Origin of the sequence: Caballeronia sp. S22 (genome assembly GCF_964261745.1) — a bacterium.
Classification (GTDB): Bacteria; Pseudomonadota; Gammaproteobacteria; order Burkholderiales; family Burkholderiaceae; genus Caballeronia; species Caballeronia jiangsuensis.
In genome coordinates this window covers 885,347-909,254 of the sequence record NZ_OZ180038.1, presented here as the reverse complement: position 1 = coordinate 909,254, position 23,908 = coordinate 885,347, and the positions used below count along the sequence as shown (strand labels likewise).

General features: G+C 63.9%; 20 protein-coding genes. 7 read left to right on the top strand and 13 right to left on the bottom strand.

All coding sequences use genetic code 11. The features are described 5' to 3' along the window. The first annotated feature begins 36 nt into the window (after positions 1–36). Positions 37–1,644, top strand: a complete 1,608-nt coding sequence (locus ACEN42_RS30840; protein ID WP_371883445.1) for an ABC transporter substrate-binding protein — start codon at positions 37–39, stop codon at positions 1,642–1,644. On the opposite strand, the gene ACEN42_RS30835 is transcribed toward ACEN42_RS30840, so the two are convergent. Continuing rightward, positions 1,645–1,911 carry a hypothetical protein gene (locus ACEN42_RS30835; protein WP_238289948.1) on the bottom strand — a complete coding sequence of 89 codons (267 nt, stop codon included), beginning with the start codon at positions 1,909–1,911 and terminating at the stop codon, positions 1,645–1,647. It abuts the gene before it with no gap. 438 nt (positions 1,912–2,349) lie between these two features. Between ACEN42_RS30835 and proP the strand changes: the two genes are divergently transcribed. Then, a complete protein-coding gene (gene proP / locus ACEN42_RS30830; protein ID WP_371883444.1) occupies positions 2,350–3,822 on the top strand; it encodes a glycine betaine/L-proline transporter ProP in 1,473 nt (490 codons plus the stop codon). Between the two features lie 12 nt (positions 3,823–3,834). Here the strand turns inward: proP and ACEN42_RS30825 are convergent, their stop codons facing one another. From ACEN42_RS30825 to ACEN42_RS30780, 10 genes are all read right to left on the bottom strand, one after another. Next, positions 3,835–4,461: a DAK2 domain-containing protein gene (locus ACEN42_RS30825; RefSeq protein ID WP_371883443.1), complete on the bottom strand. Its 627-nt coding sequence runs from the start codon at positions 4,459–4,461 to the stop codon at positions 3,835–3,837. Positions 4,462–4,473: 12 nt separating this feature from the next. Continuing rightward, a complete protein-coding gene (locus ACEN42_RS30820; RefSeq protein WP_371883442.1) occupies positions 4,474–5,484 on the bottom strand; it encodes a dihydroxyacetone kinase subunit DhaK in 1,011 nt (336 codons plus the stop codon). A gap of 682 nt (positions 5,485–6,166) precedes the next feature. After that, positions 6,167–7,168 carry an ABC transporter permease gene (locus ACEN42_RS30815; RefSeq protein WP_238289932.1) on the bottom strand — a complete coding sequence of 334 codons (1,002 nt, stop codon included), beginning with the start codon at positions 7,166–7,168 and terminating at the stop codon, positions 6,167–6,169. Further along, entirely contained in the window at positions 7,165–8,679 is a 1,515-nt protein-coding gene (locus tag ACEN42_RS30810; RefSeq protein WP_371883441.1) for a sugar ABC transporter ATP-binding protein, read from the bottom strand. Before ACEN42_RS30810 ends, ACEN42_RS30815 begins: the two co-directional genes overlap by 4 nt. 59 nt (positions 8,680–8,738) lie before the next feature. Beyond that, on the bottom strand, positions 8,739–9,854 hold the full coding sequence (locus ACEN42_RS30805) for a sugar ABC transporter substrate-binding protein (protein WP_187608397.1): 1,116 nt from the start codon (positions 9,852–9,854) through the stop codon (positions 8,739–8,741). 73 nt (positions 9,855–9,927) lie between these two features. Further along, positions 9,928–10,599, bottom strand: a complete 672-nt coding sequence (locus tag ACEN42_RS30800; protein WP_371883440.1) for an L-fuculose-phosphate aldolase — start codon at positions 10,597–10,599, stop codon at positions 9,928–9,930. Continuing rightward, positions 10,596–11,675: an S-methyl-5-thioribose-1-phosphate isomerase gene (gene mtnA / locus ACEN42_RS30795; protein WP_371883439.1), complete on the bottom strand. Its 1,080-nt coding sequence runs from the start codon at positions 11,673–11,675 to the stop codon at positions 10,596–10,598. Before mtnA ends, ACEN42_RS30800 begins: the two co-directional genes overlap by 4 nt. Before the next feature lie 11 nt (positions 11,676–11,686). Continuing rightward, on the bottom strand, positions 11,687–12,952 hold the full coding sequence (mtnK, locus tag ACEN42_RS30790) for an S-methyl-5-thioribose kinase (RefSeq protein ID WP_371883438.1): 1,266 nt from the start codon (positions 12,950–12,952) through the stop codon (positions 11,687–11,689). 20 nt (positions 12,953–12,972) lie between these two features. Continuing rightward, complete coding sequence (locus ACEN42_RS30785; protein ID WP_371883437.1) at positions 12,973–13,668, bottom strand: GntR family transcriptional regulator; 696 nt, start codon at positions 13,666–13,668, stop codon at positions 12,973–12,975. 198 nt (positions 13,669–13,866) lie between these two features. Beyond that, complete coding sequence (locus ACEN42_RS30780) at positions 13,867–14,481, bottom strand: DJ-1/PfpI family protein (protein WP_371883436.1); 615 nt, start codon at positions 14,479–14,481, stop codon at positions 13,867–13,869. An 81-nt stretch (positions 14,482–14,562) separates the two neighbouring features. On the opposite strand from ACEN42_RS30780, the gene ACEN42_RS30775 reads away from it, so the two are divergent. Then, positions 14,563–15,903: a PLP-dependent aminotransferase family protein gene (locus tag ACEN42_RS30775; protein WP_371883435.1), complete on the top strand. Its 1,341-nt coding sequence runs from the start codon at positions 14,563–14,565 to the stop codon at positions 15,901–15,903. 4 nt (positions 15,904–15,907) lie between these two features. On the opposite strand, the gene ACEN42_RS30770 is transcribed toward ACEN42_RS30775, so the two are convergent. Beyond that, the gene (locus tag ACEN42_RS30770) at positions 15,908–16,759 is read right to left on the bottom strand and encodes a LysR family transcriptional regulator (RefSeq protein WP_371883434.1); all 852 of its coding nucleotides are present in this window, start codon (positions 16,757–16,759) and stop codon (positions 15,908–15,910) included. A gap of 105 nt (positions 16,760–16,864) precedes the next feature. Here ACEN42_RS30770 and ACEN42_RS30765 point away from each other — a divergent pair, with 105 nt between their 5' ends. Genes ACEN42_RS30765 through ACEN42_RS30755 form a run of 3 tightly spaced genes read left to right on the top strand, consistent with a single transcriptional unit; the run spans position 16,865 to position 20,547 of the window. Beyond that, entirely contained in the window at positions 16,865–17,743 is an 879-nt protein-coding gene (locus ACEN42_RS30765; RefSeq protein ID WP_371883433.1) for an SDR family oxidoreductase, read from the top strand. Beyond that, a complete protein-coding gene (locus ACEN42_RS30760; RefSeq protein WP_371883432.1) occupies positions 17,715–18,107 on the top strand; it encodes a hypothetical protein in 393 nt (130 codons plus the stop codon). The genes ACEN42_RS30765 and ACEN42_RS30760 overlap by 29 nt, the downstream gene beginning before the upstream one ends. Beyond that, positions 18,052–20,547, top strand: a complete 2,496-nt coding sequence (locus tag ACEN42_RS30755) for a PAS domain S-box protein (RefSeq protein ID WP_371883431.1) — start codon at positions 18,052–18,054, stop codon at positions 20,545–20,547. The genes ACEN42_RS30760 and ACEN42_RS30755 overlap by 56 nt, the downstream gene beginning before the upstream one ends. On the opposite strand, the gene ACEN42_RS30750 is transcribed toward ACEN42_RS30755, so the two are convergent. After that, entirely contained in the window at positions 20,489–22,429 is a 1,941-nt protein-coding gene (locus ACEN42_RS30750; RefSeq protein WP_371883430.1) for a CoA transferase, read from the bottom strand. The two genes, ACEN42_RS30755 and ACEN42_RS30750, sit on opposite strands and share 59 nt — an antisense overlap. A 61-nt stretch (positions 22,430–22,490) precedes the next feature. Here ACEN42_RS30750 and ACEN42_RS30745 point away from each other — a divergent pair, with 61 nt between their 5' ends. Then, the gene (locus ACEN42_RS30745; protein ID WP_238210651.1) at positions 22,491–23,390 is read left to right on the top strand and encodes a LysR substrate-binding domain-containing protein; all 900 of its coding nucleotides are present in this window, start codon (positions 22,491–22,493) and stop codon (positions 23,388–23,390) included. The last annotated feature ends 518 nt before the right edge of the window (positions 23,391–23,908 follow it).

Below are 23,908 nucleotides of genomic sequence, written 5' to 3'. Positions count from 1 at the left end.
AGGCGGCTCGCCCACTCTTCCGAGCGAACAAGAAAAATGCTTCTTTCACGACGTTTCCTTGTTGTTTCTCTTTCCGCCGCGCTTGCAATCACCGCGCAAACCGCGTCCGCCGCGAGCAAGACGCTCGTGTTCTGTTCCGAAGGCAGTCCCGCCGGCTTCGATTCCGCGCAGTACACCACCAGCACCGACTTCGATGCGGGCGCTCACGCCGTCTATGACCAGCTCGTCGAATTCAAACGCGGCACGCTCGATCTCGTGCCCGGTCTTGCGGAGAAGTGGGACGAAGCGCCGGATGCGAAGAGCTTCACGTTTCATCTCCGGCACGGCGTGAAATTTCAATCGACATCGTGGTTCAAGCCCACGCGCGACTTCAACGCGGACGATGTCGTGTTTACGTTCAAGCGCATGATCGATCCGAACGATCCGTTTCAGAAGGCGCATCCGGTCAGCTTTCCGTATCTGACCGATCTCGGCTATGACAAGAACATCGCGTCCGTGGAGAAGCTCGACGACTACACCGTGCGCTTCACGCTCAAAACGGCGGATGTCGTATTCGTGCGCAACATCGCGATGGAATTCGCGTCGATCGTATCGGCGGAATATGCCGCGCAATTGCTGAAGCAGAACAAGCCCGAGGACCTCAATCAGAAGCCCGTGGGCACGGGCGCGTTCGTATTCCGCGACTATCAGAAGGATGCGACGATCCGCTACGACGCGAATCCGACATACTGGAACCGGAAGGACGTGCATATCGACAAACTCGTCTTCTCGATTACGCCGGATGCCGCCGTGCGCCAGCAAAAGCTTTCGAGCGGAGAATGCCAGGTGACGTCGTTTCCGCGCCCCGCCGATATCGGCGCTTCGAAGCAGGACCCGAAGCTCACGGTGCTGTCGGGTGTCGGCTTCAATGTCGCGTACGTGGGCTACAACACGACGCACAAGCCGCTCGACAACGTGAACGTGCGCCGCGCGCTCGACATGGCCATCGACAAGCAGGCGATCATCAAGACCGTCTACGAAGGCGCGGCCACGATGGCGACGAACCCGATGCCACCATCGCAATGGTCCTATAACAAGGCGTTGAAGGACGCGCCGCGCGATCCTGCGATGGCGAAGGAACTGCTGAAGGAAGCAGGCTTTCCGAACGGCTTCACCATCACGCTATGGGCGATGCCCGTGCAGCGCGGCTATAACCCGAACGCGCGTCTGATGGCGCAACTGATTCAATCGGACTGGGCGAAGATCGGCGTGAAGGCGAATATCGTCACGTACGAATGGGCCGAGTACAACAAGCGCGCGAAGACGAACGGCGAGCACGACGCGATTCTTTACGGCTGGCTCGGCGATAACGGCGATCCCGACAACTGGCTCGGCACGACTCTCGGTTGCGATGCGGTCCACGGAAGCAACATGGCGAAGTGGTGCAACAAGCAGTTCGACGATCTTCTCGCGAAAGCGCGCCTCATCACCGATCAGAACGCGCGCACGAAGCTCTATGAAGAAGCGCAAGTGGTCTTCAAGGATCAGGTGCCGTACACGCCGCTCGCGCACGCCAACATCTTCCAGCCGATCTCGAAGCGTGTGCACGGCTATCTGATCAGCCCGCTCGGCGGACATCGCTTCGACGGCATCACGCTCGACTGATCAGCCTCCGCGAAACCACGCATCGATGCTGTCGCGCTCTTCGCGCTTGCCCGACTGCGTCTTGTACGCATCGCCGCCACCGACCGCGCTGGTGGCGGCATCCGGCATATCGTGCATATCGTGCGTGCCGTTCTTCGCGTGCGTCACATGAACGGCTGTCGTGCCGTGAGATACCGGCGTGACCTTGCCGGAATCGTCCGCGAACGCGGGCATGGCCGACAGCGCCGCGCTCGCAGCGAGAAGAATGCTGATGGTCTTCGCTCTCATGGCGATCCCCGTGAATGTGTCGATAAAAAGAGGCGCGATCGATCAACACGGTTCCCGGAATCGAATCATCATGCCGAAAGCATCGCGCCCGCCTGTTCCATTGCATGGCCTGTGCCAATGACGATGGACGCATCGCTCCAACCCGCTCAAAGGCCCGTAAATAAAGGCGTTCCGCCGGACGCTCGATAGCCGTCGAAGCGCACGCATGTCGGATGACGGCCAACGCTTGGCGCCACGCCTGTGCGACGCAATCCGACAGCACGAACGCGCGTGTGTCGTTTTCTGCCGTGTTCCGGACGCGTGAGCGAAGGCATGCGCGCGCCCCGATCCGCACACTCTGGAAACATCATGCCGAGGGCCGCGTGCCTCATCGGCGGCCTTCTGCGCGACCACACCGCAGTCCTTCGTGTTCGCCTTGGAAAATCAGGAGTGAGACAATTGAGCCTTTCGCACGAGCGCAATGCCCGCAGCAAATCGTCACCGCATCTCACGCTGGGCGATATCACCGTCGTCGATCACGCGCTGCTCAAACGTGCCGTGGGCGCGATGGCGCTCGGCAATGCGATGGAATGGTTCGACTTCGGCGTCTATAGCTATATCGCCGTCGTGCTGGGCAAAGTATTTTTTCCGTCGAGCAGTCCTTCCGCGCAATTGATCGCGACCTTCGGCACGTTTGCCGCGGCGTTCCTCGTGCGCCCGATCGGCGGCATGGTGTTCGGCCCGCTCGGTGACCGCATCGGCCGCCAGCGCGTGCTCGCCATGACGATGATCATGATGGCCGCCGGCACGTTCTGTATCGGCCTGATTCCGAGCTATCACTCGATAGGCATTCTCGCGCCCGTGCTCCTGCTCGTCGCGCGTCTCGTGCAGGGCTTCTCGACAGGCGGCGAGTACGGCGGCGCGGCGACCTTCATCGCCGAATTCTCGACCGATGCGCGGCGCGGCTTCTACGGCAGCTTTCTCGAAGTCGGCACGCTCGCGGGCTATATCCTCGGCGCGGGCACGGTTGCGCTGCTGACGGCAACGCTTTCGCACGACGCGCTGTTGTCATGGGGCTGGCGCGTGCCGTTCATGATCGCGGGCCCGCTGGGTCTCGTGGGCCTCTATATCCGCATGAAGCTCGAAGAAACGCCGGCGTTCAAGAAGGAAGCCGAGACACGCGAGGCGCATGAACGCTCGCGTCCCAAGCAGCGCTTCACCGAGCTTCTCTCGCAGCAGTTCAGGCCGATGATGCAATGCGTCGGGCTCGTGCTGATCTTCAACGTCACCGACTATATGGCGCTGTCGTACCTGCCGAGCTTTCTGTCGGCGACACTGCATTTCGACGAAACGCATGGCCTCTTTCTCGTGCTGCTCGTGATGGTGCTGATGATCCCGATGACGCTCTTCGCGGGCCATCTCTCCGACCTGATCGGCCGCAAGCCGGTGATGCTCGTCGGCTGCATCGGGCTTTTCGCGCTGTCGATTCCCGCGCTTCTGCTGGTGCGCACGGGCGCGCTGCTGCCGGTGTTCCTCGGCCTGCTGATACTCGGGGCGTTGCTTTCCACCTTCACGGGCGTGATGCCTTCAGCGCTGCCCGCCCTCTTTCCGACGCGCATTCGTTACGGTGCGCTCGCGATCGGCTTCAATGTGTCGGTGTCCCTGTTCGGCGGCACGACGCCGCTCGTCACGGCATGGCTCGTCGATGCGACCGGCAATCTGATGATGCCCGCGTATTACCTGATGGCGGCATCGGTGATCGGCGTGGTGTCCGTGCTCGCGTTGCGCGAGACGGCGCGTCAGCCCTTGCTCGGCTCGGGGCCGTGTGTCGCCACGAAGGCGGAAGCGCTCGCCCTCACGCGCAAGAAGCTGAAGGTCGTTCAATCGGGCAGACGCGAGCGCGAGGTTGTCCCGCAAAAGAAGCGCGCGTGAACGCCTCCGCATTCATGCCGCAAGCGCGCTTCTCAACGCTTCGAGAAACCTGACGTAAGCGGTCGCGCCGGGGTCCCCGTGCCCGATGCTGCGCTCCTGCACCCACGCGGCGCGGCCCTTTTTCGATTGCAGCGTGGCCGTCGCGCTGACTTGCTCGCTGGCTTTCGCGATCATCGCGTCGAGCGTGTCCGTCGCGCTGCCTTGCGATGCGGCCAGCACATCGAGACTCGGCACGAGCGCATCGAGCACGGTCTTGTCGCCGACCTGACTCTTGCCGCGCTCGATGATGCGCGCCGCCACCGCCTGGCCGATCGCGAGCGCTTCGTCGCGCCCGATCGCGTCCTTGTCCTTCACCGTCTTCGCGGCGGCAAGCATGCCACCGCCGACGAGCGCCGCGAACGTCGATGGATTCGCCGTCGAAAATGCCTTGGCGGCGGCCAGCATGATTTCGTTGAGCGTCGCTTCTTCGGGCAACGCGCCCAATGCCTTCACGACCGCCGCCGATCCCGACTGCACCGTGATCCCGAGATCGCCATCGCCGAGCGCCGCGTCGAGATCGCGCAGTTCGTCGGCATGTGCAGGAAGCGCGCCGAGCGCGCGCGTGAGGATGTCCCGCAGTTCCTTGCTGGTTACGCTCATCGCATGCTCCTTTCAGGACTCGGTGCCGTCGCGGAAGAACGGCGAGTGCGCGGGCGCTTCGAGCAGCGCTTCGAGCTCGTCGTCGAGCAGCATGACCGTGATCGATGCGCCTGCCATTTCGAGACTCGTCACGTATTCGCCGACATACGAGCGCGCGATCTTCAGCCCTTCGTCGGCGATGAGCTTTGCTGAACGTCGATACAGCAGATAGAGCTCTTCGAGCGGCGTCGCGCCCAGGCCGTTGACGAGCAGCGCGACGCGCGAACCTTTAGGCGCGGCGAGATCGCCGATGATTTGTCCGGTGAGACGTTCCGCGATGGCATCGGCGGATTCGAGCTTGCCGCGATGCGTGCCCGGCTCGCCGTGAATGCCGATCCCGATCTCCATCTCGCCTTCGGGCAGCGTGAACGTGGGCTTGCCGGCGGCGGGCAGGATCGTGGGCGAGAGGCCGACGCCCATCGTGCGGCAGTTCGCGTTGGCCTTGGCGCAGATGCGCGCGACATCGTCGAGCGAATCGCCGCGTTCGGCGGCTGCGCCCGCGCATTTGAAGGCGAACACCATGCCTGCGACGCCGCGCCGGTCGTCCGCGCGGTCTTTCGGTGCGGAGGCGACATCGTCGGTGAGCACTACCGTTTTTATGTCGATACCCTCGGCTTCCGCGAGGTCCGCTGCGAGGTCGAAGTTGAGCACGTCGCCGCCGTAGTTGCCATAGACGTAGAGCACGCCGGAGCCGCCGTTTACGGCTTTCGTCGCTTCGTAGATCTGCTCCGACGATGGCGACGAGAATACGTTGCCGACCGCTACGCCGCCGCATAGGCCCTCGCCTACGTAGCCGAGGAAGCCGGGCATGTGGCCCGAACCACCACCGGTGATGATGCCTACGCGGCCCGGTTTTGGAGCGTCGGCGCGGACCAGCGCTCGGTGGTCCTCAGTCGCGGGTTTGATCCATTGCGGATGCGCGAGGAGGAGCGATTCGATGATCTCATCGACGAAGGATTCTGGGTGGTTGATGATTTTCTTCATGGTGTTCTTGCGGCTCCTTTTGGGGTTGGCGGTTCGCTTGCGTTTGCGTGGAATCCTGCTTTCGTGTCGGTCTATTCGCTCTGCCCCTCCCCGGGGCGGGGGTCACTTTCTTTGCTGCTGCAAAGAAAGTAACCAAAGAAACAGCTCTCCCCAGCCTAAGCACTTCACACCGGCCGCGGCACAGACAATTGGCCTAATGGCCCGGCAGTAGCGAGTGCCCCCACAAGCAGACAAGGACTTGGACCGCGCACGGTCCGTCACATCGCACCACTCGCTTCACTGGTTCAGCACCAAATAGCTCCGGCCCGCTTCGCGGCCGATGGGTCAATCGGGTTTGCATGTGCTTCCTTGCTGATGCTTCCATCTTTTTCGATGGCTTCCCTCGCATACCCAACGGCAGCGCGCAGCGCTGTGCCGATGCTCTTTCGTGCTGCACCAGCGCGCTGAAACTTCTCGGGCGGCAGACCGTGCGCGAGCCAAGCCCGATTGGGCCTATGAGGGCGACACTTAGGCGAGTGCCACCGCGGGCTGGCAAGCATGGCCAACGTGCGTGTGACCGCGGGCCTGAACGAGCTGCTTTCTTTGGTTACTTTCTTTGCAGCAGCAAAGAAAGTGACCCCCGCCCCGGGGAGGGGCAGTGCTAATAAACCAACACGAAACCGGGATCCGGCGAAGAAAGAGTTCAAACCTTCCTCCGCTGACTAAGCGCATCGAGCAACACTGCGGCGAAGATGACGCCACCTTGAATAAACTGAGTCCAGAAGGGGTTCACGCCGAGCAGCGAAAGACCGACGTTGATGACGCCAATCAGCACCACGCCAATGAACGTACCGACAATCGACCCACGCCCCCCCGCCAGCGAAGTCCCCCCAATAACAATAGCCGCGATAACCTGCAACTCGAGCCCATTAGCCGCCGAAGGCAAAGCAGAATTCAGCCGCCCGGCGAGCACGATCCCGGCGATCGCCGCCGTAACGCCCGCAAGCATGTAAGTAAAAAACACCACACGCCTCACAGGAATGCCAGCAAGCCGCGCCGCTTCCTGATTCCCGCCGACGGCAAACACCTGATGCCCGAACGTCGTCTTGCGCAACAACACATGCCCGGCGACGAACACGACCAACATGACGATCATCGGCATCGGCAGACCCGCGACGGTCTTCGCACCGAACATCGTGAACGCGTTGGGAAAATCGAACTTCGTGCGGCCATCGGAAATGGCGAGCGTGAGGCCGCGCGCCATCGCCATCGCAGCCAGCGTGACGATGAAGGGCACGAGCCTGAGCCACGAAATCACGAGCCCGTTGAGCGCGCCCGCGAACGCGCCCACCGCGAGCGCGACGCCTAGCCCCGCCACGCCCAACCCGACCGCGCCCGGACTCGACCCTGCCATCACGGTCGCCGCCACCATGCCGGTGAGCGCGACGAGCGAGCCGACCGACAAGTCGATGCCCGATGTGATGATGACGAACGTGCCGCCCACCGCCGCAATGCCCACCACGGACACCTGCACCATGATGTTCGTGAGCGTGCTCGTGGTGAGAAACTCGGGCGATGCGATCGACAACGCAATACAGATGATGACGAGCGCCGCGAACAAAGGCCCGATGCCGCTCCTCAATTGACGGATCACGCGGCGCGACAGCGCCTCCGTATCCGAACGATCGGCTGCCGTGGAGGTCATGCGCCTGCTCCTGTCGTTGCCCACTGAATGACCGTTTCCGAATCCGCCTTGTCGCGCGCGATCTCGGTCACGATGCTGCCGCGATACATCACCAGCACGCGATCCGACATGCCGAGCAACTCCGGCAGCTCCGAACTCACCATCACGACGGCCGCGCCCGCACGGGCCATCGTCACCATGTGCGCGTAGATTTCCGACTTCGCGCCCACATCGATGCCGCGCGTCGGTTCATCGAGCATGATGACGACCGGACTCGTCGCGGTCGCGCGGCCTAAGATGACCTTCTGTTGATTGCCGCCCGAAAGCGTCCCCGTGATCTGCAACACCGACGACGCACGCACGCCGAAGCGCGCACTCGCATCCTGCGCCAGCTTGCGCTTTTTCGCGCGGCTCACGAAGCCGCCGCTCGCCAGCGCCTTCAGGCTCGACAACGCAATGTTCTCTTCGATGTTCGCTTCCAGCACGAGCCCTTCGAGCTTGCGATCTTCGGACGTATAAACGAGCCCGTGACGCACGCCCTGCGTCGGCGAATGATTGGCGATCTTCCGGCCCTTCACGAGAAGCTCGCCATTCGTCACCGGCAGCGCGCCGAAGATCGTCTTCAGCAATTCCGTGCGCCCCGCGCCCGCGATGCCCGCAATGCCCACTATCTCGCCCGCGCGCACCGAAAAGCTCGCATTGCGCAAGAGCGGCGCGCTCGCGAGGTTGCGCACTTCGAGCACGACCGGACCATAGTCGCGCGGCTCCCACGGATAGAACGATTCGAGATTGCGCGCGACCATCGCCTGCACGAGATCCGCCTCGGTCCATTCCGACATCGGGCGCGCGCCGACGGTCGCGCCATCGCGCATCACGACAGCGGAATCCGCCAGCTCGAACACTTCTTCCAGATGATGCGAGATGAAGATGATGCCCATGCCTTCCGCGCGCAGCCGCCGCACCACCGCGTACAGATTGGCGATGTCATGGCTTTGCAGCGCGGCGGTCGGTTCGTCCATCACGAGAATGCGCGCATCGCGCGCGATCGCCTTCGCCACTTCCACGAGTTGCCGCTTGTTCAACGGCAGATCGCCGAGCCGCATCCACGGCGGCACGTTGTCGAGGCCGACGCGCGCCAGTGCCTCGCGCGCCATCGTGTTGGCGTCGCGCATTCTCACGAAGCCGTTGCGCGAAGGCATGCGGCCGAGGAACAGGTTCTCCGCGACCGTCATGTCGTTGATGAGCGAAAGCTCCTGATAGATGACGGCCACGCCCGCATCGATCGCCGCATGGGTGCCGCGCGCGAGCGGCATGCCGTCGATGTCGATCGTGCCTTCGTCGGGTTCATACGCGCCCGACAGCACCTTCACGAGCGACGACTTGCCCGCGCCGTTCTCGCCGACGATCGCCACCACATGTCCCGCGTGCAGGTCGAGACTCACGCCGCGCAGCGCCTTCACGCCGGGAAAGCTCTTCACGATGCCCTGCATGCGCAACAACGGCGCTTCGGTTTCCACGTTCATGTCGTGCATTCCGTGTGCATTCCGTATGCGGGCCGCGCGTCGCTGGAACGCGCGGCCGCCGGTTGCCCTTACTGCTTCACTTCCTCGGACCACAGGCCGTACTTCTTCACCTCATCCGAATCGATGTTCGATTTGTCGATGAGCATCGTCGGCCATGCGTAGTTCGCGGGCACGTCCTTCTTCGCGTTGTAGTCCGCGATGAACTGCAGCGACTTCGCCGCCATCTGGATCGGGTTCTGCGAGATCGTCGCGTCCTGCTTGCCCGCGCGGATCGCGGAGAGCGCCTGCGCGGTACCGTCGGCGCCGATCACGAGAATATGCTCCTTGTCGCCGAGCGGCTTGTAACGGCCCGCGTTGTCGATGGCCTTTTCCGCGCCCACGGTGTTGTCGTCGTTCGCGCCGAAGACCGCATCGATCTGCGGATATTTCTGCAGGATGCTCGTCATCGCGTTGAGCGACTTCTCCTGATCGAACGCGCCTTCCTGACGCGCGACCACCTTGATGTTCGGGTACTTCGCGATCTCTTCGCTGAAGCCCTTTTCGCGGTCCGTCGCGGCCGTCGTGCCGACAAGACCGATCAGATCGACGACGTTGCCCTTCTCCTCGCCATAGCGCTTCTTCAGTTGCTCGGCGATCCACTTCGCGCCCGTCTGCCCGAGCGCGACGTTATCCGACGCGACGAACGACGTGACCTTGCCGCCATCCGATCCGCGATCCAGCGTGAAGACCGGAATGTTCATCGAGTTGGCTTTTTCGACTGCGGGAATGATTGCCTTCGAATCGATCGGATTGAGCACGAGCGCGGTGACGCCCTGGCTCAGCAGGTTGATCGCATCGTTGACTTGCTGTTGCGCATCGCCGTTCGCGTTGGTCTGCACGAGATCGAAGCCCTGATCCTTCGAGCCGCGCTCGACGCCCGCCTTCAGTCCGACGAAGAACGCGTTGTTCAATGTCGCGATCGAGAAGCCGATCTTGGGCTTGCCGCCCGCGGCAGTTGCGGCCGGCGCGCTCGCCGGCGCGCTTGCCGGTGCGCTCGCGCTCGCCGCCGAACTCGTGCTGCTCGTCGACGACGAGTTGTCGCTCTTCGAGCATCCGCTCAACGCGGCCGCCGCGCATAGCAATACGGCGCCGCTCGATTTGCCGAACGTTCCCCAACTGTCGAATCTTGCCGAACTCCAGGCCATGGCTGTCTCCGTTGTACGAGTTGTTCAATGCGATTTTTCGCTTCGATGAGGCTTCGCTTCCCGCCCACGCGTTTCAGCGATCCTCCGTGTTGCGCCTGCCGTAAGTCTTGAACTTCTCCAGCACTTCATCCATCTGTTCATCGGAAAGCAGAGGCGGCGCGCCGATCTGCAACGCCAGCAAATACTGCTTCGCCAGCACCTCCACTTCATGCGCGAGCCACACGGCGCGCGCGAGGTTAGCGCCGAGCGCGATCACGCCGTGATGCGCGAGCAGACACGCGCGGCGATCGTCGAGCGCGTCGAGCGCATGATCGGACAACTGCTGGCTGCCGAAGACCGCATACGGCGCGCAGCGTATCGACTTGCCGCCCGCCGCCGCGACCATGTAATGCAGCGCGGGAATATCGCGTCCATGAATGGCGAGCGCGGTCGCCGCGATCGAATGCGTATGCACGACGGCGTTGATATCGTCGCGTGCGCGCAGGATGTCGCGATGAATGCGCCATTCCGACGACGGCCGTTCCATGCGCAGAAGCTCGGCATCGTCGGCGATGTCGAGCGGCAGCCACACGATCTGCTTCTCGTCGAGTTCGCGCGCGCTCACGCCGCTCGGCGTGATCAGCAAGCCTTCGCGATATCGCGCGCTCACGTTGCCCGACGTGCCCTGATTGATGCCGAGCCGCTCCATCTCCAGCGACGTCGCGACGATCGCGCGGCGCAGCGCGCTTTCATCGGCCGCGATCATGCGGCGTTCCCCTCTGCCGCAAACAGCGTTCTGAGCGAGCGTTCGAACGGCGCATGCACGATGCCGCGCTCCGTGACGAAGCCGCTGACGAGCGCATGCGGCGTGACATCGAACGCGGGGTTGCGCGCCTTGATTGCATCGGGCGCGATGCGTTGGCCTGCCAGATGCGTGACTTCCTCGGCATCGCGCTCCTCGATTTCGATGCGCGAACCGCTCGGCGTCTCTGGATCGAGCGTCGATGAAGGACAGGCGACATAGAACGGAATGCCGTAATGATGCGCGGCGATGGCGAGCCCCAGCGTGCCGATCTTGTTGGCGAAGTCGCCATTCGCGGCGACGCGGTCCGTCCCGACGATGACCAAATCCACGAGCCCTTGCGACATGATCGACGCGGCGGCGCTGTCCATGATGAGCGTGACATCGACGCCCGCCTGCTGCAATTCGAACGCCGTGAGACGCGCGCCCTGCAGAAGCGGACGCGTTTCATCGGCATAGACCTTGAACGCGATGCCCGCGCGATGCGCCGCATAGATCGGCGCGGTGGCGGTGCCGATGCCGGTCGTCGCGAGCGCGCCCGCATTGCAATGCGTGAGCACGCCGCATCCTTCGCGGATGAGCGGCATGCCATGCTCGCCGATGCCTTCGCACAGCGCCCGATCTTCTTTGTGTATCCGCTTCGCTTCTTCGACGAGCGCTTGGTAGAGCGTTGCGGCATCGTTCGTATCGACATCGCGTGAATGACGCAGCATGCGCCGCACGCCCCAGCTCAGGTTGACCGCCGTAGGCCGCGCCGTTTCGAGCCAGTTCGCGTGACGTTCCAGCTCCGCGCGAAACAGCGCGACGGGCAGCGCGGTCGATCCGCGCATCGCGATGCAAAGCCCATACGCCGCCGCGACGCCGATCGCCGGCGCGCCACGCACGCGCAACTCGCGAATGGCGCGCCATACCGCTTTCTCATCGGCGACGTTCTCCACCACGATCTCATGCGGCAAGCGCGTCTGATCGAGCAGCAACAGATCGCCGTCGCGCCATTCGATCGTCGGCGGAAGCGTCGTGAACAAGGGCTGCGAAGCCATGAGGTCTCCTGTCACATCGTCGCGATGTCGCGCTGAATCTCGCGCGCGAGCTTCGCCACCTGTTCGATATCGCTGAGCGTGGCGCGCTCGACGAGCAGCGTTTCCGCGCAACCCAGACAGCGCACTTCGATATTCGCCCGCACTTGCGCATCCGGAATGCGCGTGATCTCCGCGACCTTCGCCATGCCGACTATGCGTCGAATCATCTTGCAGCCCGCGAAGCCGAGCGTATCGGCCAAGAGATGCCGCATGAAGTGCGCGCGATACGCCGTGAGCGCGCGGCTTTCCGCGTCCGCGCCGATGAAACGCCGCTTGCTGCGGCTCTCGTTGTCGCGCCATAGCTCGACGAATTGCGCGCTGAAGCCGTTCCAGATGCGCACCATCTGTTCGAGCAGCCATTCCTGATACGCGACGGGATCGCGCCCGTCGATACGTCCGTGCCAGTCGCGCGAGAAGAACGCGAGCAGCAGATTCGCGATCACCGCGCCGACATCGAAGCCCATCGGTCCATAGAACGCGAACTCGGGATCGATCACGAAGGTCTCGTCTTCGTTGACCATGATCGAGCCGGTATGCAGGTCGCCGTGCAGCAGTGTCTCGGCGTGGTTCATGAAGGCCCACTTCATGTCAGCCGCCGCGATGCGCAATGGCTCGTGCGTTCTCAGCCTTTCGATCGCGGCTTTGGGCAACGCGGGACTATAGACGTTCGACGGATGATCCTCGAACGGAAACGTGAACACGAGGTCCTCGGTGATCTTGCACAGCTCCCAGTTGACCCCCGCGCTGGCCGCGTGCTTCTTGATATCGGGCGCGAGAAAGAGATCGGAGCCGTAGAAAAGCGTGTGCGCGAGATAGGTCGAAAGATGATCCGCGAGACGCGGATACATCGCGCCATCCATCAGACCTTGCCGCAGGATGCGATGCGACGCGAGGTGCTGCATCACCACGAGAAAGCGCTTGCTGTCCGCGTGATAAACCTTCGGCACATGCCGCGGACACAACGCGCCGAAACGCCGCAACGCAGCGACTTCGTGCTCCATGCGCTGACACGAAAGCGGCCACGTCTTGCCGACGAGCCGCAGAAACGGCGGCGCCTGCTTGACGACGACGCTGCGCCCGGGCGCCTTCGCATTCGTCACGAAGTACACGTAGTTCAGATTGCCGTCCCCGACTTCGACGACGTCGAGATCGTCGGGATCGCCCAGCAGCGCGCGCACATCGGGCACGTCGCCGAGATAGGCGGCGAGCTCCTGCGCGGTGAAAGCTTCAAACTCCATCGGTATGTCTCCTCCGATGTTCAGCGACGCTTGCGCACCAGATCGAACTTGAAGATGCTCGTGTTGTAGTAGTCGTTGCTATAGCAAAGCGGCTCGCCGCTCTGATCGAAATCCACTTCGTCCAGCAGCAGAAAGAGGCCAAAGCCGTCGCCCAGTTCCGGCAGATCGCGCGGCGTGAGAATGGTCGGCTGTATCGACGTATGCGTATGCGACAGCCGCCGCCCCGTGCGCGCGAACATGCCGAAGAGCGACTCGCCAAGCTCGCCCTCGGCGGCATCGAACACGTGCTTCGGAATCGTGTCGATGCAATACGCAGCGATGGCGTCGTCCGCGCGCCGCACGCGCTCGATTCTCACGCACGGATCGCCACGCGCGATGGCGAGCTTTTCCGCGAGACTCTCCGAAGCCGCGACGGTCTCCAGCTGAATACGGCTCGTCGACGGCACCGCGCCCACGCTGCGAATCATGTCCGTCACCGACATCAGATCATCGAGCCCGCCGTGCAGCTTCAGCGAAATTTGTCTGATGAAGGTGCCCTTGCCTTGCTGACGCGACAACAAGCCATGCGAGATCATCTGCGCGACGGCTTCGCGCAGGCTGGAACGGCCGACGCCGAGCAGCTCGCAAAGCTCTATTTCAGTGGGAATCTGATCGCCGGGCTTGAGCTTGCGCTCGCGGATCATGGTGAGAAGCGACTCCTGAATCTTGTCGCTCATCGATCGCTCGACGCTCAGGCGCATGAAGGTCTCTGGGATGGCAGTCCCTGAAATATACATCAGACGTCTGATGTTTCTGTAAGGACTTTCCCGAAGCGTTTAATGCTTTATACGAGGGCTTTTCTTTATGCGGGTGCAGCACGAATGCGCCCGTCGCGCGCATCGCGACGCGCTTTGCAGTGCACGATTTTATGGTCATCAAGCGAGCGTGGCGGCGTCGATAAAAGGCGTGATGTTTTTCATCGCGCGCTCGACGTAGACATCTTTTTCGCCGACAGGCGCGACGTAATGCATCGCACTGCGCGCCGCCTCGATGCCTTCGAGCCGCGCGATCACCCACGCCGCCAGATACTGGGATGCGAGGCATCCGCCCGCCGTCGCAACGTTGCCATTCGCGACGAAGGGTTGATCGAGCGTGCGCACGCCCGCTTCCTCGACCCAGGGCTTCGTCGTCACGTCCGTGCAGGCGGGAACGTCCTGAAGCAGGCCGAGCTTCGCGAGAATCAGCGTGCCCGAGCACTGCGCGCCGAGCAACTGGCGCGAGGGATCGAGCCTGATGCGCGCCATCAGCGACGCATCGGCGACAACCTGGCGCGTCAGCCTGCCACTGCCGACGATCACGGCATCGGCGTTCGCGGCATCGTCGAGCGTGGCTTGCGCCTTCAGCACGACGCCGTTCATCGAACGCACTTCCTCCGATGGCGACGCGATCGACACCTTCCAGTCCGGCTTTTTCACGCGATTGAGAATGCCGAGCGCGATCAGCGAATCCAGTTCGTTGAAGCCCTCGAAGGTGAGAATGGCGATATGCATGTTGTGCTCCTTCAGTGCATGGGTTGCATGTGCCCATGCTACGGCCCAGAATGAATACAATCAAAAAATTGTCATGAATACATGCCGAAACCGCCGCGCTACAAACAGATCGTCGACCGATTCGTCGAGGACATTCGGTCCGGTCGTCTGAAAGCAGGCACACGCCTGCCGACGCATCGCGAGCTTGCCGCGCGCGAGGGACTCGGCATCGTCACCGCGACGCGCGTCTATGCCGAGTTGAACGCGATGGGTCTCGTCAGCGGCGAAACGGGACGCGGCACCTTCGTGAAGGAGACGACGCTCTCGCGTGAGCTCGGCATCGATCAGGTCGCCATCGCCGCGGACACGGTCGATCTGAACTTCAACTATCCCGCGCTGGCCGGTCAGGCAGAGCTGCTGCGCAATGCGTTGCGGCAGTTGTCATCGGCGGGCGATCTCGAAGCGCTGTTGCGTTACCAGCCGCACGGCGGACGCGCGCGCGACCGGGCGACGGTCTCGCGTCATCTCGCGCGCCGTGACCTCGATGTGGACGCGGATCGCGTCATGCTCGTCGATGGCGCGCAACACGGTCTCGCCACGACCGTGATGGCGCTGCTCAAGCCCGGCGATGTGGTCGCCGTCGATAGCCTTACCTATCCCGGATTCAAGCTGCTGGCCGAGGCGCATCGGCTCGAACTCGCGCCGCTGCCGGCGTCGGGCGCGGGCCCCGACCCCGACGCGCTCGATGCGCTATGCAAACGGCGACGCGTGCGCGCCATCTACACGATGCCGACGCTGCACAATCCGCTCGGCTGGGTGATGACGGCGACGCGGCGCAGGCAACTGGCATCGCTTGCGCGCAGGCACGGCTTCTTCATCATCGAAGATGCCGCCTACGCCTTTCTCGCCGACGACGCTCCGCCGCCGCTTGCTGCGATCGCGCCCGAACTCACGGTGTACGTCTCGGGATTTTCGAAGAACGTGGCGACGGGTCTGCGTGTCGGCTATGTGGTCGCGCCGCTCGAATGGGTGCCGAAGATCGAGCGCGCGATCAGAGTGACGACGTGGAACACGCCCGGCGTGATGACGGCGATCGCGTGCGGCTGGCTCGAAGATGGCACGGTCGACAGGCTCGAAGCGGAAAAGCGTGCGGATGCGTCGGCGCGACAGGTCATCGCGGCGAGCGCGTTGGGACGTTTGAAGCGCGTCGCGCATCCTGCGTCGTATTTCGTGTGGCTGCCGATGCCCGGGGAAGTACGCGCGGACCGCATCGCGGCGGTGTTGATGGAAGAGCGCATTTCGGTGTCGCTGGCCGAGCCGTTCTGTACGGCGATACAGGTGCCGCACGCGTTGCGGCTGGCGCTGGGATCGGTGGATGCGGAAACGTTGAGGCACGCGCTGGAGCAGGTCAGAGAGATCGTCGAAGCGCACATCGACATATGACCACTCACGCCGCGCTTTGCAGCATGTCGAGAAAGGCGCGCACTTTCGCGCTCAGCAAACGCCGCGAACTGTAGAGCGCCCAGATTTCGACGGGCGGTCCCGCATCCAGACCGAGCGCGACGAGCCGTCCCGAGGCGATCTCCGGCTCGACCAGCAAGCCCGGCAACAACGCCGCGCCCGCGCCTTCGAGCACCGCCTCGCGTGCCATCAGCAACGACGACAGACGCAGCACCGGTTCGGGCGTGAACGTGCGCTCGCGGCCGTGGTCGCCCTGAATCCGCCATGCCGCGCTGTCCGCACGCGCGAGCACGACGGCAGGCAAGGAAGATGCGCTTTCATCGATCGTGAAGCCGCGCGCCGCGACCAGCACGCGCCGGTCGCTCGCGATGCGGCGTCCCACAAGAAGCTCGTCGGCATCGGGATTGATGCGGATGACGAGGTCGTAGCCGTCCTGCACCGGATCCGCGACACGATCTTCGGAGACGATCTCCAGCTCGACCTGCGGATACGCCGACGCGAAACGCGACGCGATGCGCGGCAACACGACGTGCGCGAACACGATCGGCGCACTCACGCGCAGGCGTCCGCGCGGCACGGGCGCGCGCGAGCGGATCGCTTCGGCAGCGTCGTCGATGTCGGCGAGCAGGCCGCGCGTGCGTTCGTGCAGCGCGCGGCCTTCCTCGGTCACCCGCAGCATGCGCGAGCCGCGCTCGATGAGCCGCACGCCGAGACTTTGCTCCAGCTCCGCGACGCGCCGCGAGAGCGTGGCTTTCGGGCGGCCCGTGTTGCGCGCGGCGGGCCCGAAACCGCCGTGGAGCGCGACGGCGTTGAAATCGGCGAGTGCGGTGAGGTCCATTTTTCGTTCCATCAGCGAGACGAAGCGTCTCGAATCATGGTCTTTCGGCTCGGAGGCGGAACGTCTATCGTAGGTGCTGTACTCAACGTATCCAAGGAGATCGACATGACTATTCTCGTGACGGGCAGCACCGGCGTGATCGGCACACAGGTTCTCGACCATCTGAAGGACAGCGGCGCGAACGTGCGCGCGCTGACGCGCTCGCCGGAGCGCGCGAACTTTGCGGCGGGCGTGACGCCGGTCAAGGGCGATCTGAGCGAAATCGGCACATTGCGCGAAGCGATGAAGGACATCGACACGCTTTTTCTGCTCGCGCCCAACGCCGCCGACGAACTGACTCAGGCGCTGCAAGCGATGAGCATCGCGCGCGAGGCGGGCGTGAAGGGCATCGTGTATCTGTCGGTGTTCAAGGGGGATGTCTACACGGACGTGCCGCACTTCACCAGCAAGCACACGGTCGAGCGCATGATCGAGGATTGCGATCTGCCCGCGACGATCCTGCGCCCCGCGTACTTCATGCAGAACGACATCCGCCTGAAGGATGCGCTGCTGCATCACGGCGTGTATGGCATGCCGATCGGCGCCAAAGGCATTTCGATGGTGGATGTGCGCGATATCGGCGATGCCGCCGCGCGCGAACTGCTGCGCCGTGAACGCAGCGACGCGCCCTTGCCGCGCGAAACCTACGAACTCGCCGGCCCCGATGCGCTGACGGCCGACAGCATCACGGCAATCTGGCGCGACGCGCTGCAACGCGAGATCCGCTACGGCGGCGACGATCTCGATGCGCTCGAAGCGCGCATGAAAGGCGCGGGCCCGGAATGGCTCGCCTACGACATGCGTCTCATGATGCAGCGCTATCAGCAGGACGGCGCTGTGGCTTCGTCGCAGGAAATCGCACGCCTGACTTCGCTGCTCGGCCGACCGCCGCGCGCATATCGCGATTTTGCCGCCGATGCCGCGCGCGAATGGATCACGCAATGACTCGACGTTAAAGCGAATTGAAAATGCCGGGCTCGATAAAACGAAGCCGAAGTTACCGAAGCCCGGCGCGATACGCGAAATTCATACTCACGATATTAATCCGTACGCGATCGGCGATATTGACCGCACACGCCGCACAACCAACAGCGGCGGCCCTGTCCGCGCATCCGGCAAAATCCACCTTCAAAAATCCCCGAAATGGCAAACGATTGCCGCTATATTTATGCTTCAATTGACGCGATTATCCGTCTTGCAAACCCCGATGCCTCCGCGATTCATCGTCGCGATCCATCGATTGGAAATGGCCTATGCGGACTCAACACGAGGCGTCGAGCCCGGAAAATATTATCAAGGCGGAACATGAGCGTCTGGCGCATTTCCAGCGATGGTTCGCCACATTTGCGAGCCTCGCCCATGCGCGGCTTCCGCTGCCCGCCTATCTGCAAAAAGTCACCGACACGCTGAGAGAAGTCGCGGGCGTCGGGTCCGCCGTGGTGGAGTGGATCGAGGGCGAAGCGCTCGTCTATCGCGCGGCGAGCGGCGCGGCGGCGGCGCACATCGGCGTGCGGCTGCCTACTGCCGGCAGCCTGTCGGGACTTTGCATCACGCGCCAGCAGGCGCTCATCTGCCGCAATTCGGCGACCGACCATCGCGTCGACCGCGCCGCGTGCGAGGCGGTCGGCGCCGTGTCGATGGTCGTCGCGCCCGTCGTCTACGAAGGCCGCTCGGTCGCGGTGCTGAAGCTCATTTCCGGCGAAGTCGATCATTTCGGGCAAGCCGATATCAGCATTCTCGACGCGTTTTGCGCGTGCATCGCGGAGACCATCGCGCGCGAGGACATCGCGCAGGAAAACCGCAAGCTCTTGAAGGAAAACGCCAGCGTGTCGGCGGATCTCTCCGTCGAGTCGTCGCTGCGCATCGAGTACGAGAAAAAGCTCGCCGACGCCATGCGCCGCCGTCAGACCGTGCTCGACAACGCGCATGTCGCGTTCGTGTCGATGGACGAGGCGGGCATGGTCGTCGACTGGAACGAGGCCGCCGTGCTGCTCTTCGGCTGGAAGCGCGAAGAAGTGGCGGGCCGCGAACTCGCGTCGCATATCATGCCCGAGCGCTTTCGCGACGCGCATCGCGCTGGTCTCACGCGCTATCTCGCGACGGGCGAGGCGCGCATGATCAACCGGCGTTTCGAGCTGCCCGCGCTGCGCCGCGACGGCAGCGAGTTCGCCGCCGAGCTGACGATCAGCGAAGTCTGGTACGAAGGCCAGCGCCAGTTCGCGTGCTTCGTGCACGACGTCACCGACCGGCACGTCGCGACCGAGGCGAACGAGCGCCTGCGCCTGCTGATCGACTCGGTGAGCGACTATGCGATCTGCATGGTCGACCAGAACGGCTACGTGCGCTCGTGGAACGACGGCGCGCGCGCGATCTACGGCTTCACGGCGGCCGAAGCGATCGGCCGGCACTTCGCGCTCTTCTACACGTCCGACGAACACGGCCGCGACCGTCCCGGCGACGACCTCGCGCTCGCCGCCCGACGCGGCCGCGTCGAACACGAAGACTGGCACGTGCGCAAGGACGGCTCCGAGTTCTGGGCGCACGTCATGCTGAGCGCGCTGCCCGGCGGCAACGGCGGCGAGCAGAGCTTCGTCAAGATCACGCGCGACATGACCGCGCGGCGGCGGCTCGAAGAACTGGAAGCATCGAGCCGGCGCATGAACGAGTTTCTCGCGCTGCTCGGCCACGAACTGCGCAATCCGCTCGCGCCCATCCGCAACGCGGTGAGCATTCTCAAACTCAAGGCGTGCGACGATGCCGAGGTGACGCGCAGCCGCCAGATCGTCGATCGTCAGCTCGCGCATCTGACGAGGCTCGTCGACGATCTGCTCGAAGCCGGGCGCGTCAGCTCGGGCAAGATTCGGCTGACGACCGCGACCGTCGATATCGCCGATGTCGTGCATCTGAGCGTCGAGGCGAGCCAGCCGCTCTGCGACGAGCGCGGGCAACGCATCGACGTGAAGTCAAACGGCCAGCGGCTGTTCGTCAACGGCGATCCGACGCGGCTCGTGCAGGCGCTCAACAACCTGCTCAACAACGCGTCGAAGTTCAGCCCGCCGAACTCGACGATCACGCTCGAAGTCGGCCCGCGCGGCGGCTCGGTGCTGGTGCGCGTGACCGACGAGGGCCGCGGCATTTCCTCCGAAGCGCTCGGCACCGTGTTCGATCTCTTCGTGCAGGAGCATCCGCCGGGCGCGCATCCGGACGAAGGCGGGCTCGGCATCGGCCTCACGCTCGTGCGCGCGATCGCGGAACTGCACGGCGGGCATGTCGAGGCGAAGAGCGGCGGCGCGGGACGAGGCAGCGCGTTTTCGCTCTGGCTGCCGCTCGCCGAGCCGCCCGCGAACGGCGCGCCGGCCGGCGGAACACCGACCGCCGTGGCGAGCCGTCAGCTCGACGTGCTCGTCGTCGATGACAACCGCGATTCCGCCGACAGCATGACGCTGCTCGTCGATATGCTCGGCCACCACGCGCGCGCCGCCTACGACGGACCGGGCGCGCTCGATTCATTCGAAGCGCATCGCCCGCAGGTCGTTCTGCTCGATCTGTCGATGCCCGGCATGACGGGCTTCGACGTGATCCGCCGTATGCGTGACGACGGAAATCGCGTGATCGTCGCGGCGATGACCGGCCTCGGTTCCGACGAAGACATCGCCCGCACGCGCGCCGCCGGTTTCGACGCGCATCTCGTCAAACCGGTCGATCTTCCGGAACTGGAGCGCGTGCTGGCGCTGGCGGCGCGCGTCTGACGATTTCGGGCGCGCCGGGAACCGCACGCACCCGCGCGGGCGTCTTCGCGAGTCGATAAGGCACCTTCAGCACCGGCCAGAACGCGCCGTTCGCGTCGCGGGCGGCGGAGAGGACATCGGCGAGGAAGTCGCTGTCTTCGAGCAGCTCGTCCACGCGCATCACCGGCACGGCTTGCGCGATGCTGCGAGCCGCCGCGATTTTCGGCTGCGTGATGCAGCGCGCGCGCTCGGCGTCGGTGATGTCGGCTTCGGTCCAGATATGGCCGTCGAGACAGGCGAGCGTCTGTCCGCGCGACGCGCCCTTGCCCGCCGCGAACAACGCGCACCACGCGGCGACGTCCTGCATCGAAATTTCGATGAAGGTGCCCGCGTCCTCCGACGGCATGGCCAGCCGCGCGACGATCGCGAAAAGCGCGGCCTGTCCGCCGAGAATGTCCGCGGCCGATGCGCCGATTTTCACCGGCGCGCCATCGCTCTTCGTGAGGTCCATGAGGCCGCCCATCGCCTGAATGACGGTGTCGAATGCCGGCCGCGACGGATACGCCGACGCGATGCCGAAGCCCGATATCGAGCAATAGACGAGGCGTGGATTGATTGCGCCGAGCGTCTCGCGCGTGAAGCCGAGCTTCGCGAGCGCGCCGGGACGCAGGTTCTCGACGAGCACGTCGGCGTCTTCGAGCAGCGTGCGCAGATGGGCGCGATCGGCTTCGTGCTTGAGATCGAGCGCGGTCGTCTGCTTGTCGGTGTTGTTGAGCGCGAAGAAATAGCTGGTGCCGCCCTGCCCCGGCGTCCACGAACGCGCGACCTCGCCGTCGGGCGGCTCGATTTTCACGACCTCGGCGCCGAGCGCCGCGAGATGCTTGCCGACGAGCGGCGCCGTCGTGTACTGGCCGATCTCGATCACCCTGACGCCCGCGAGCGGCGCGGTGTTGCCGTCGCGCGTGCGTGTGTCCGGCTTCGCGACGGCGGGCGTGTCGCTCAACGCAGACGTTTCGAAGATCGAGACCTGCCGATAGGTTTCTCCATCGATGCCGTTCGCTTCGATCGAGCGCGCGGCCTGCGCATGACGCATGCGGAAATTCGCCTCGTCGTGCAGATCCGCGATGCCGACGATCGGACCCGCCGCCACGCCGATGCGCTCGCAAATGCGCGTGCAGTCTTCCGTGGCGAGCGTCGTCGTCCAGGTTTCGATGAGCGCGTCGAGTTCATCGACATGATTGACGCGATCGGCGAGTGTCGTGAAGCGCGCATCGTCGAGCGCGGGCACGCGTGCTTCCTGCCGCAGCTTGCGCCATTGCTCCTCGGTGCTCGTGCAGATGAGAATCCAGCCGTCTCGCGTGCGATATGCGTTCCACGGCGCGCACGCCGGATGACGATTGCCCACGCGTGCCGCGCTGCGCCCAGCGAACGCGGCGGGAAGGAAGGTCGTGAGCGCGCTCGCGGCGCAGCCCATCAGCGTGACATCGATGTTCTGCACGATGCCGCGCAGGCGCTTCACGCGCACCGCCGACGCGATGGCCGCCGCCGCATAAAGCGCCGCCGATATCTCCGCCAGCGCGATGCCGATGCGCGCGGGCGCGCCGTGCGCGAAACCTGTCGTGTCCATGAGGCCGCTCATCGCCTGGATTTGCGCGTCGGTCCACGGCGTGCCGGCGCGCGAGTCTTGCGGGCCTGTCGCGGTGATATCGCACACGATATGCATGTCCGATGCTTTCCAGTCAGCCGCACGATCGACATCCGACGATACGACGATCACGTCGTAATCCACCGAATTCGCCGCTTCGAAATCGACCGAAGCGCCTGCCCGTTCGAGCAGCGTCGCGCACAGCTTCACCGCATCGCGCCCGCCGCAAGCCAGTACCCGCAAATCTTCCAGCATCATCGTCTCCTTCTCCGTATCTCCACGGCTGGCGCGTCTGCGCCCGCGTTGCTAACATCGTTCGATGCGAACCCTTCCGTCACTCAATGCACTGCGCGCCTTCGAAGTCTGCGGGCGGCTGCTCAGCATCCAGCTCGCCGCCGACGAGCTGAACGTCACGCCTGCCGCCGTCAGCCGCCAGATCAAGCTTCTGGAAGACCAGCTCGGCGTGCTGCTCTTCGAGCGCGGACATCGCGCGATCACGTTGACGCCGATGGGCTCGCGCTATCTCGCCGACGTGATCCGCAGCTTCGACACCTTGCGCACGGCGACCGTCAATCTCACCGAGGCGAGGAAGCGGCGTACGCTGAAGATCCGCGCTTACACGACCTTCTCGATGAACTGGCTGCTGCCGCGTCTCTCGACGTTCCATCGCGACCATCCGGATATCGAAGTGAGCCTGACCACATCGCTGCAACCGGTCGACTTCAACACCGAGGACGTCGATGCCGCGATTCGTCTGTCGCACGCGCCTTCGTCCGATCTCGGGTTCGACCGGCTTGTGCCGAATGAACTCGTGCCGGTGTGCAGCCCTTCGTTTCTGAGCGCGCATCCCGATCTCAACGATGCGACGCCTGGTTCTCTTCGCCACGTTCCGTTGCTGCATTCGCTCGCGCGCCGCGAAGACTGGGCGAAGTGGCTCGATGCCGCTGGCGTTCATGGCGTGAATCCGCTCGGCGGGCTCAGTTACGAAAGCTCGATCCTCGCGTATTTCGCGGCGACGCAAGGGCATGGCATCGCGATGGCGCAACGTGTGCTCGTTGCGGATCAGTTGAGCGCGGGCTCGCTCGTTATGCCTTTTTCTTTCGTGCTTGATCTTGGGGCTTTTACTTACTACCTCATCTATCCGCCTGCGCATCTTTCTAGTCCTGAGTTTGCGGCGTTTCGTACTTGGTTGCTTTCTACGGGGGAAGCTTCTTCCTGACGGATTAGGTCGGTCGTTCGGTCGGGCTTCTATGGAATCCTGATTTCATGTCGGTCTATTGGCTCTGCCCCTCCCCGGGGCGGGGGTCACTTTCTTTGCTGCTGCAAAGAAAGTAACCAAAGAAACAGCTATCCCCAGCCTAAGCACTTCACACCGGCCGCGGCACAGGCGATTGGCCTAATGGCCCGGCTATAGCGAGTGCCCTCACAAGCAGACAAGAGCTTGGACCGCGCACGGTCCGTCACATCGCGCCACTTGCGTCACTGGTTCAGCACCAAATGGCTCCGGCCCTCTTCGCGGCCGACCGGTCAATCGGGTTGGCGCGGACCTTCTTGCTAACGCCGCCATCTCACCGCACACGTGATTCGATGGTTTCCCTTGTATACCCAACGGCAGCGCGTAGCGCTGTGCCGAAACTCTTTCGTGCTGAACCAGCGCCCTGAAACGTCTCGGGCGGCAGACCGTGCGCGAGCCAAGCCCGATTGGGCCTGTGAGGGCGACACTTAGGCGAGTGCCAC

Coding starts and splice junctions, on each gene's coding strand:
- ACEN42_RS30765 (WP_371883433.1), top strand. CDS start 16,865: ATGACTATTCTCGTGACGGGCAGCACCGGCGTGATCGGCACACAGGTT.
- ACEN42_RS30805 (WP_187608397.1), bottom strand. CDS start 9,854: ATGGCCTGGAGTTCGGCAAGATTCGACAGTTGGGGAACGTTCGGCAAA.
- ACEN42_RS30745 (WP_238210651.1), top strand. CDS start 22,491: ATGCGAACCCTTCCGTCACTCAATGCACTGCGCGCCTTCGAAGTCTGC.
- ACEN42_RS30815 (WP_238289932.1), bottom strand. CDS start 7,168: ATGACCTCCACGGCAGCCGATCGTTCGGATACGGAGGCGCTGTCGCGC.
- ACEN42_RS30785 (WP_371883437.1), bottom strand. CDS start 13,668: ATGAGCGACAAGATTCAGGAGTCGCTTCTCACCATGATCCGCGAGCGC.
- ACEN42_RS30835 (WP_238289948.1), bottom strand. CDS start 1,911: ATGAGAGCGAAGACCATCAGCATTCTTCTCGCTGCGAGCGCGGCGCTG.
- ACEN42_RS30780 (WP_371883436.1), bottom strand. CDS start 14,481: ATGCATATCGCCATTCTCACCTTCGAGGGCTTCAACGAACTGGATTCG.
- ACEN42_RS30800 (WP_371883440.1), bottom strand. CDS start 10,599: ATGATCGCGGCCGATGAAAGCGCGCTGCGCCGCGCGATCGTCGCGACG.
- ACEN42_RS30755 (WP_371883431.1), top strand. CDS start 18,052: ATGCGGACTCAACACGAGGCGTCGAGCCCGGAAAATATTATCAAGGCG.
- mtnA (WP_371883439.1), bottom strand. CDS start 11,675: ATGGCTTCGCAGCCCTTGTTCACGACGCTTCCGCCGACGATCGAATGG.
- ACEN42_RS30770 (WP_371883434.1), bottom strand. CDS start 16,759: ATGGACCTCACCGCACTCGCCGATTTCAACGCCGTCGCGCTCCACGGC.
- ACEN42_RS30775 (WP_371883435.1), top strand. CDS start 14,563: ATGCCGAAACCGCCGCGCTACAAACAGATCGTCGACCGATTCGTCGAG.
- ACEN42_RS30760 (WP_371883432.1), top strand. CDS start 17,715: ATGCCGCGCGCGAATGGATCACGCAATGACTCGACGTTAAAGCGAATT.
- ACEN42_RS30825 (WP_371883443.1), bottom strand. CDS start 4,461: ATGAGCGTAACCAGCAAGGAACTGCGGGACATCCTCACGCGCGCGCTC.
- ACEN42_RS30820 (WP_371883442.1), bottom strand. CDS start 5,484: ATGAAGAAAATCATCAACCACCCAGAATCCTTCGTCGATGAGATCATC.
- ACEN42_RS30810 (WP_371883441.1), bottom strand. CDS start 8,679: ATGCACGACATGAACGTGGAAACCGAAGCGCCGTTGTTGCGCATGCAG.
- ACEN42_RS30840 (WP_371883445.1), top strand. CDS start 37: ATGCTTCTTTCACGACGTTTCCTTGTTGTTTCTCTTTCCGCCGCGCTT.
- ACEN42_RS30750 (WP_371883430.1), bottom strand. CDS start 22,429: ATGATGCTGGAAGATTTGCGGGTACTGGCTTGCGGCGGGCGCGATGCG.
- mtnK (WP_371883438.1), bottom strand. CDS start 12,952: ATGGAGTTTGAAGCTTTCACCGCGCAGGAGCTCGCCGCCTATCTCGGC.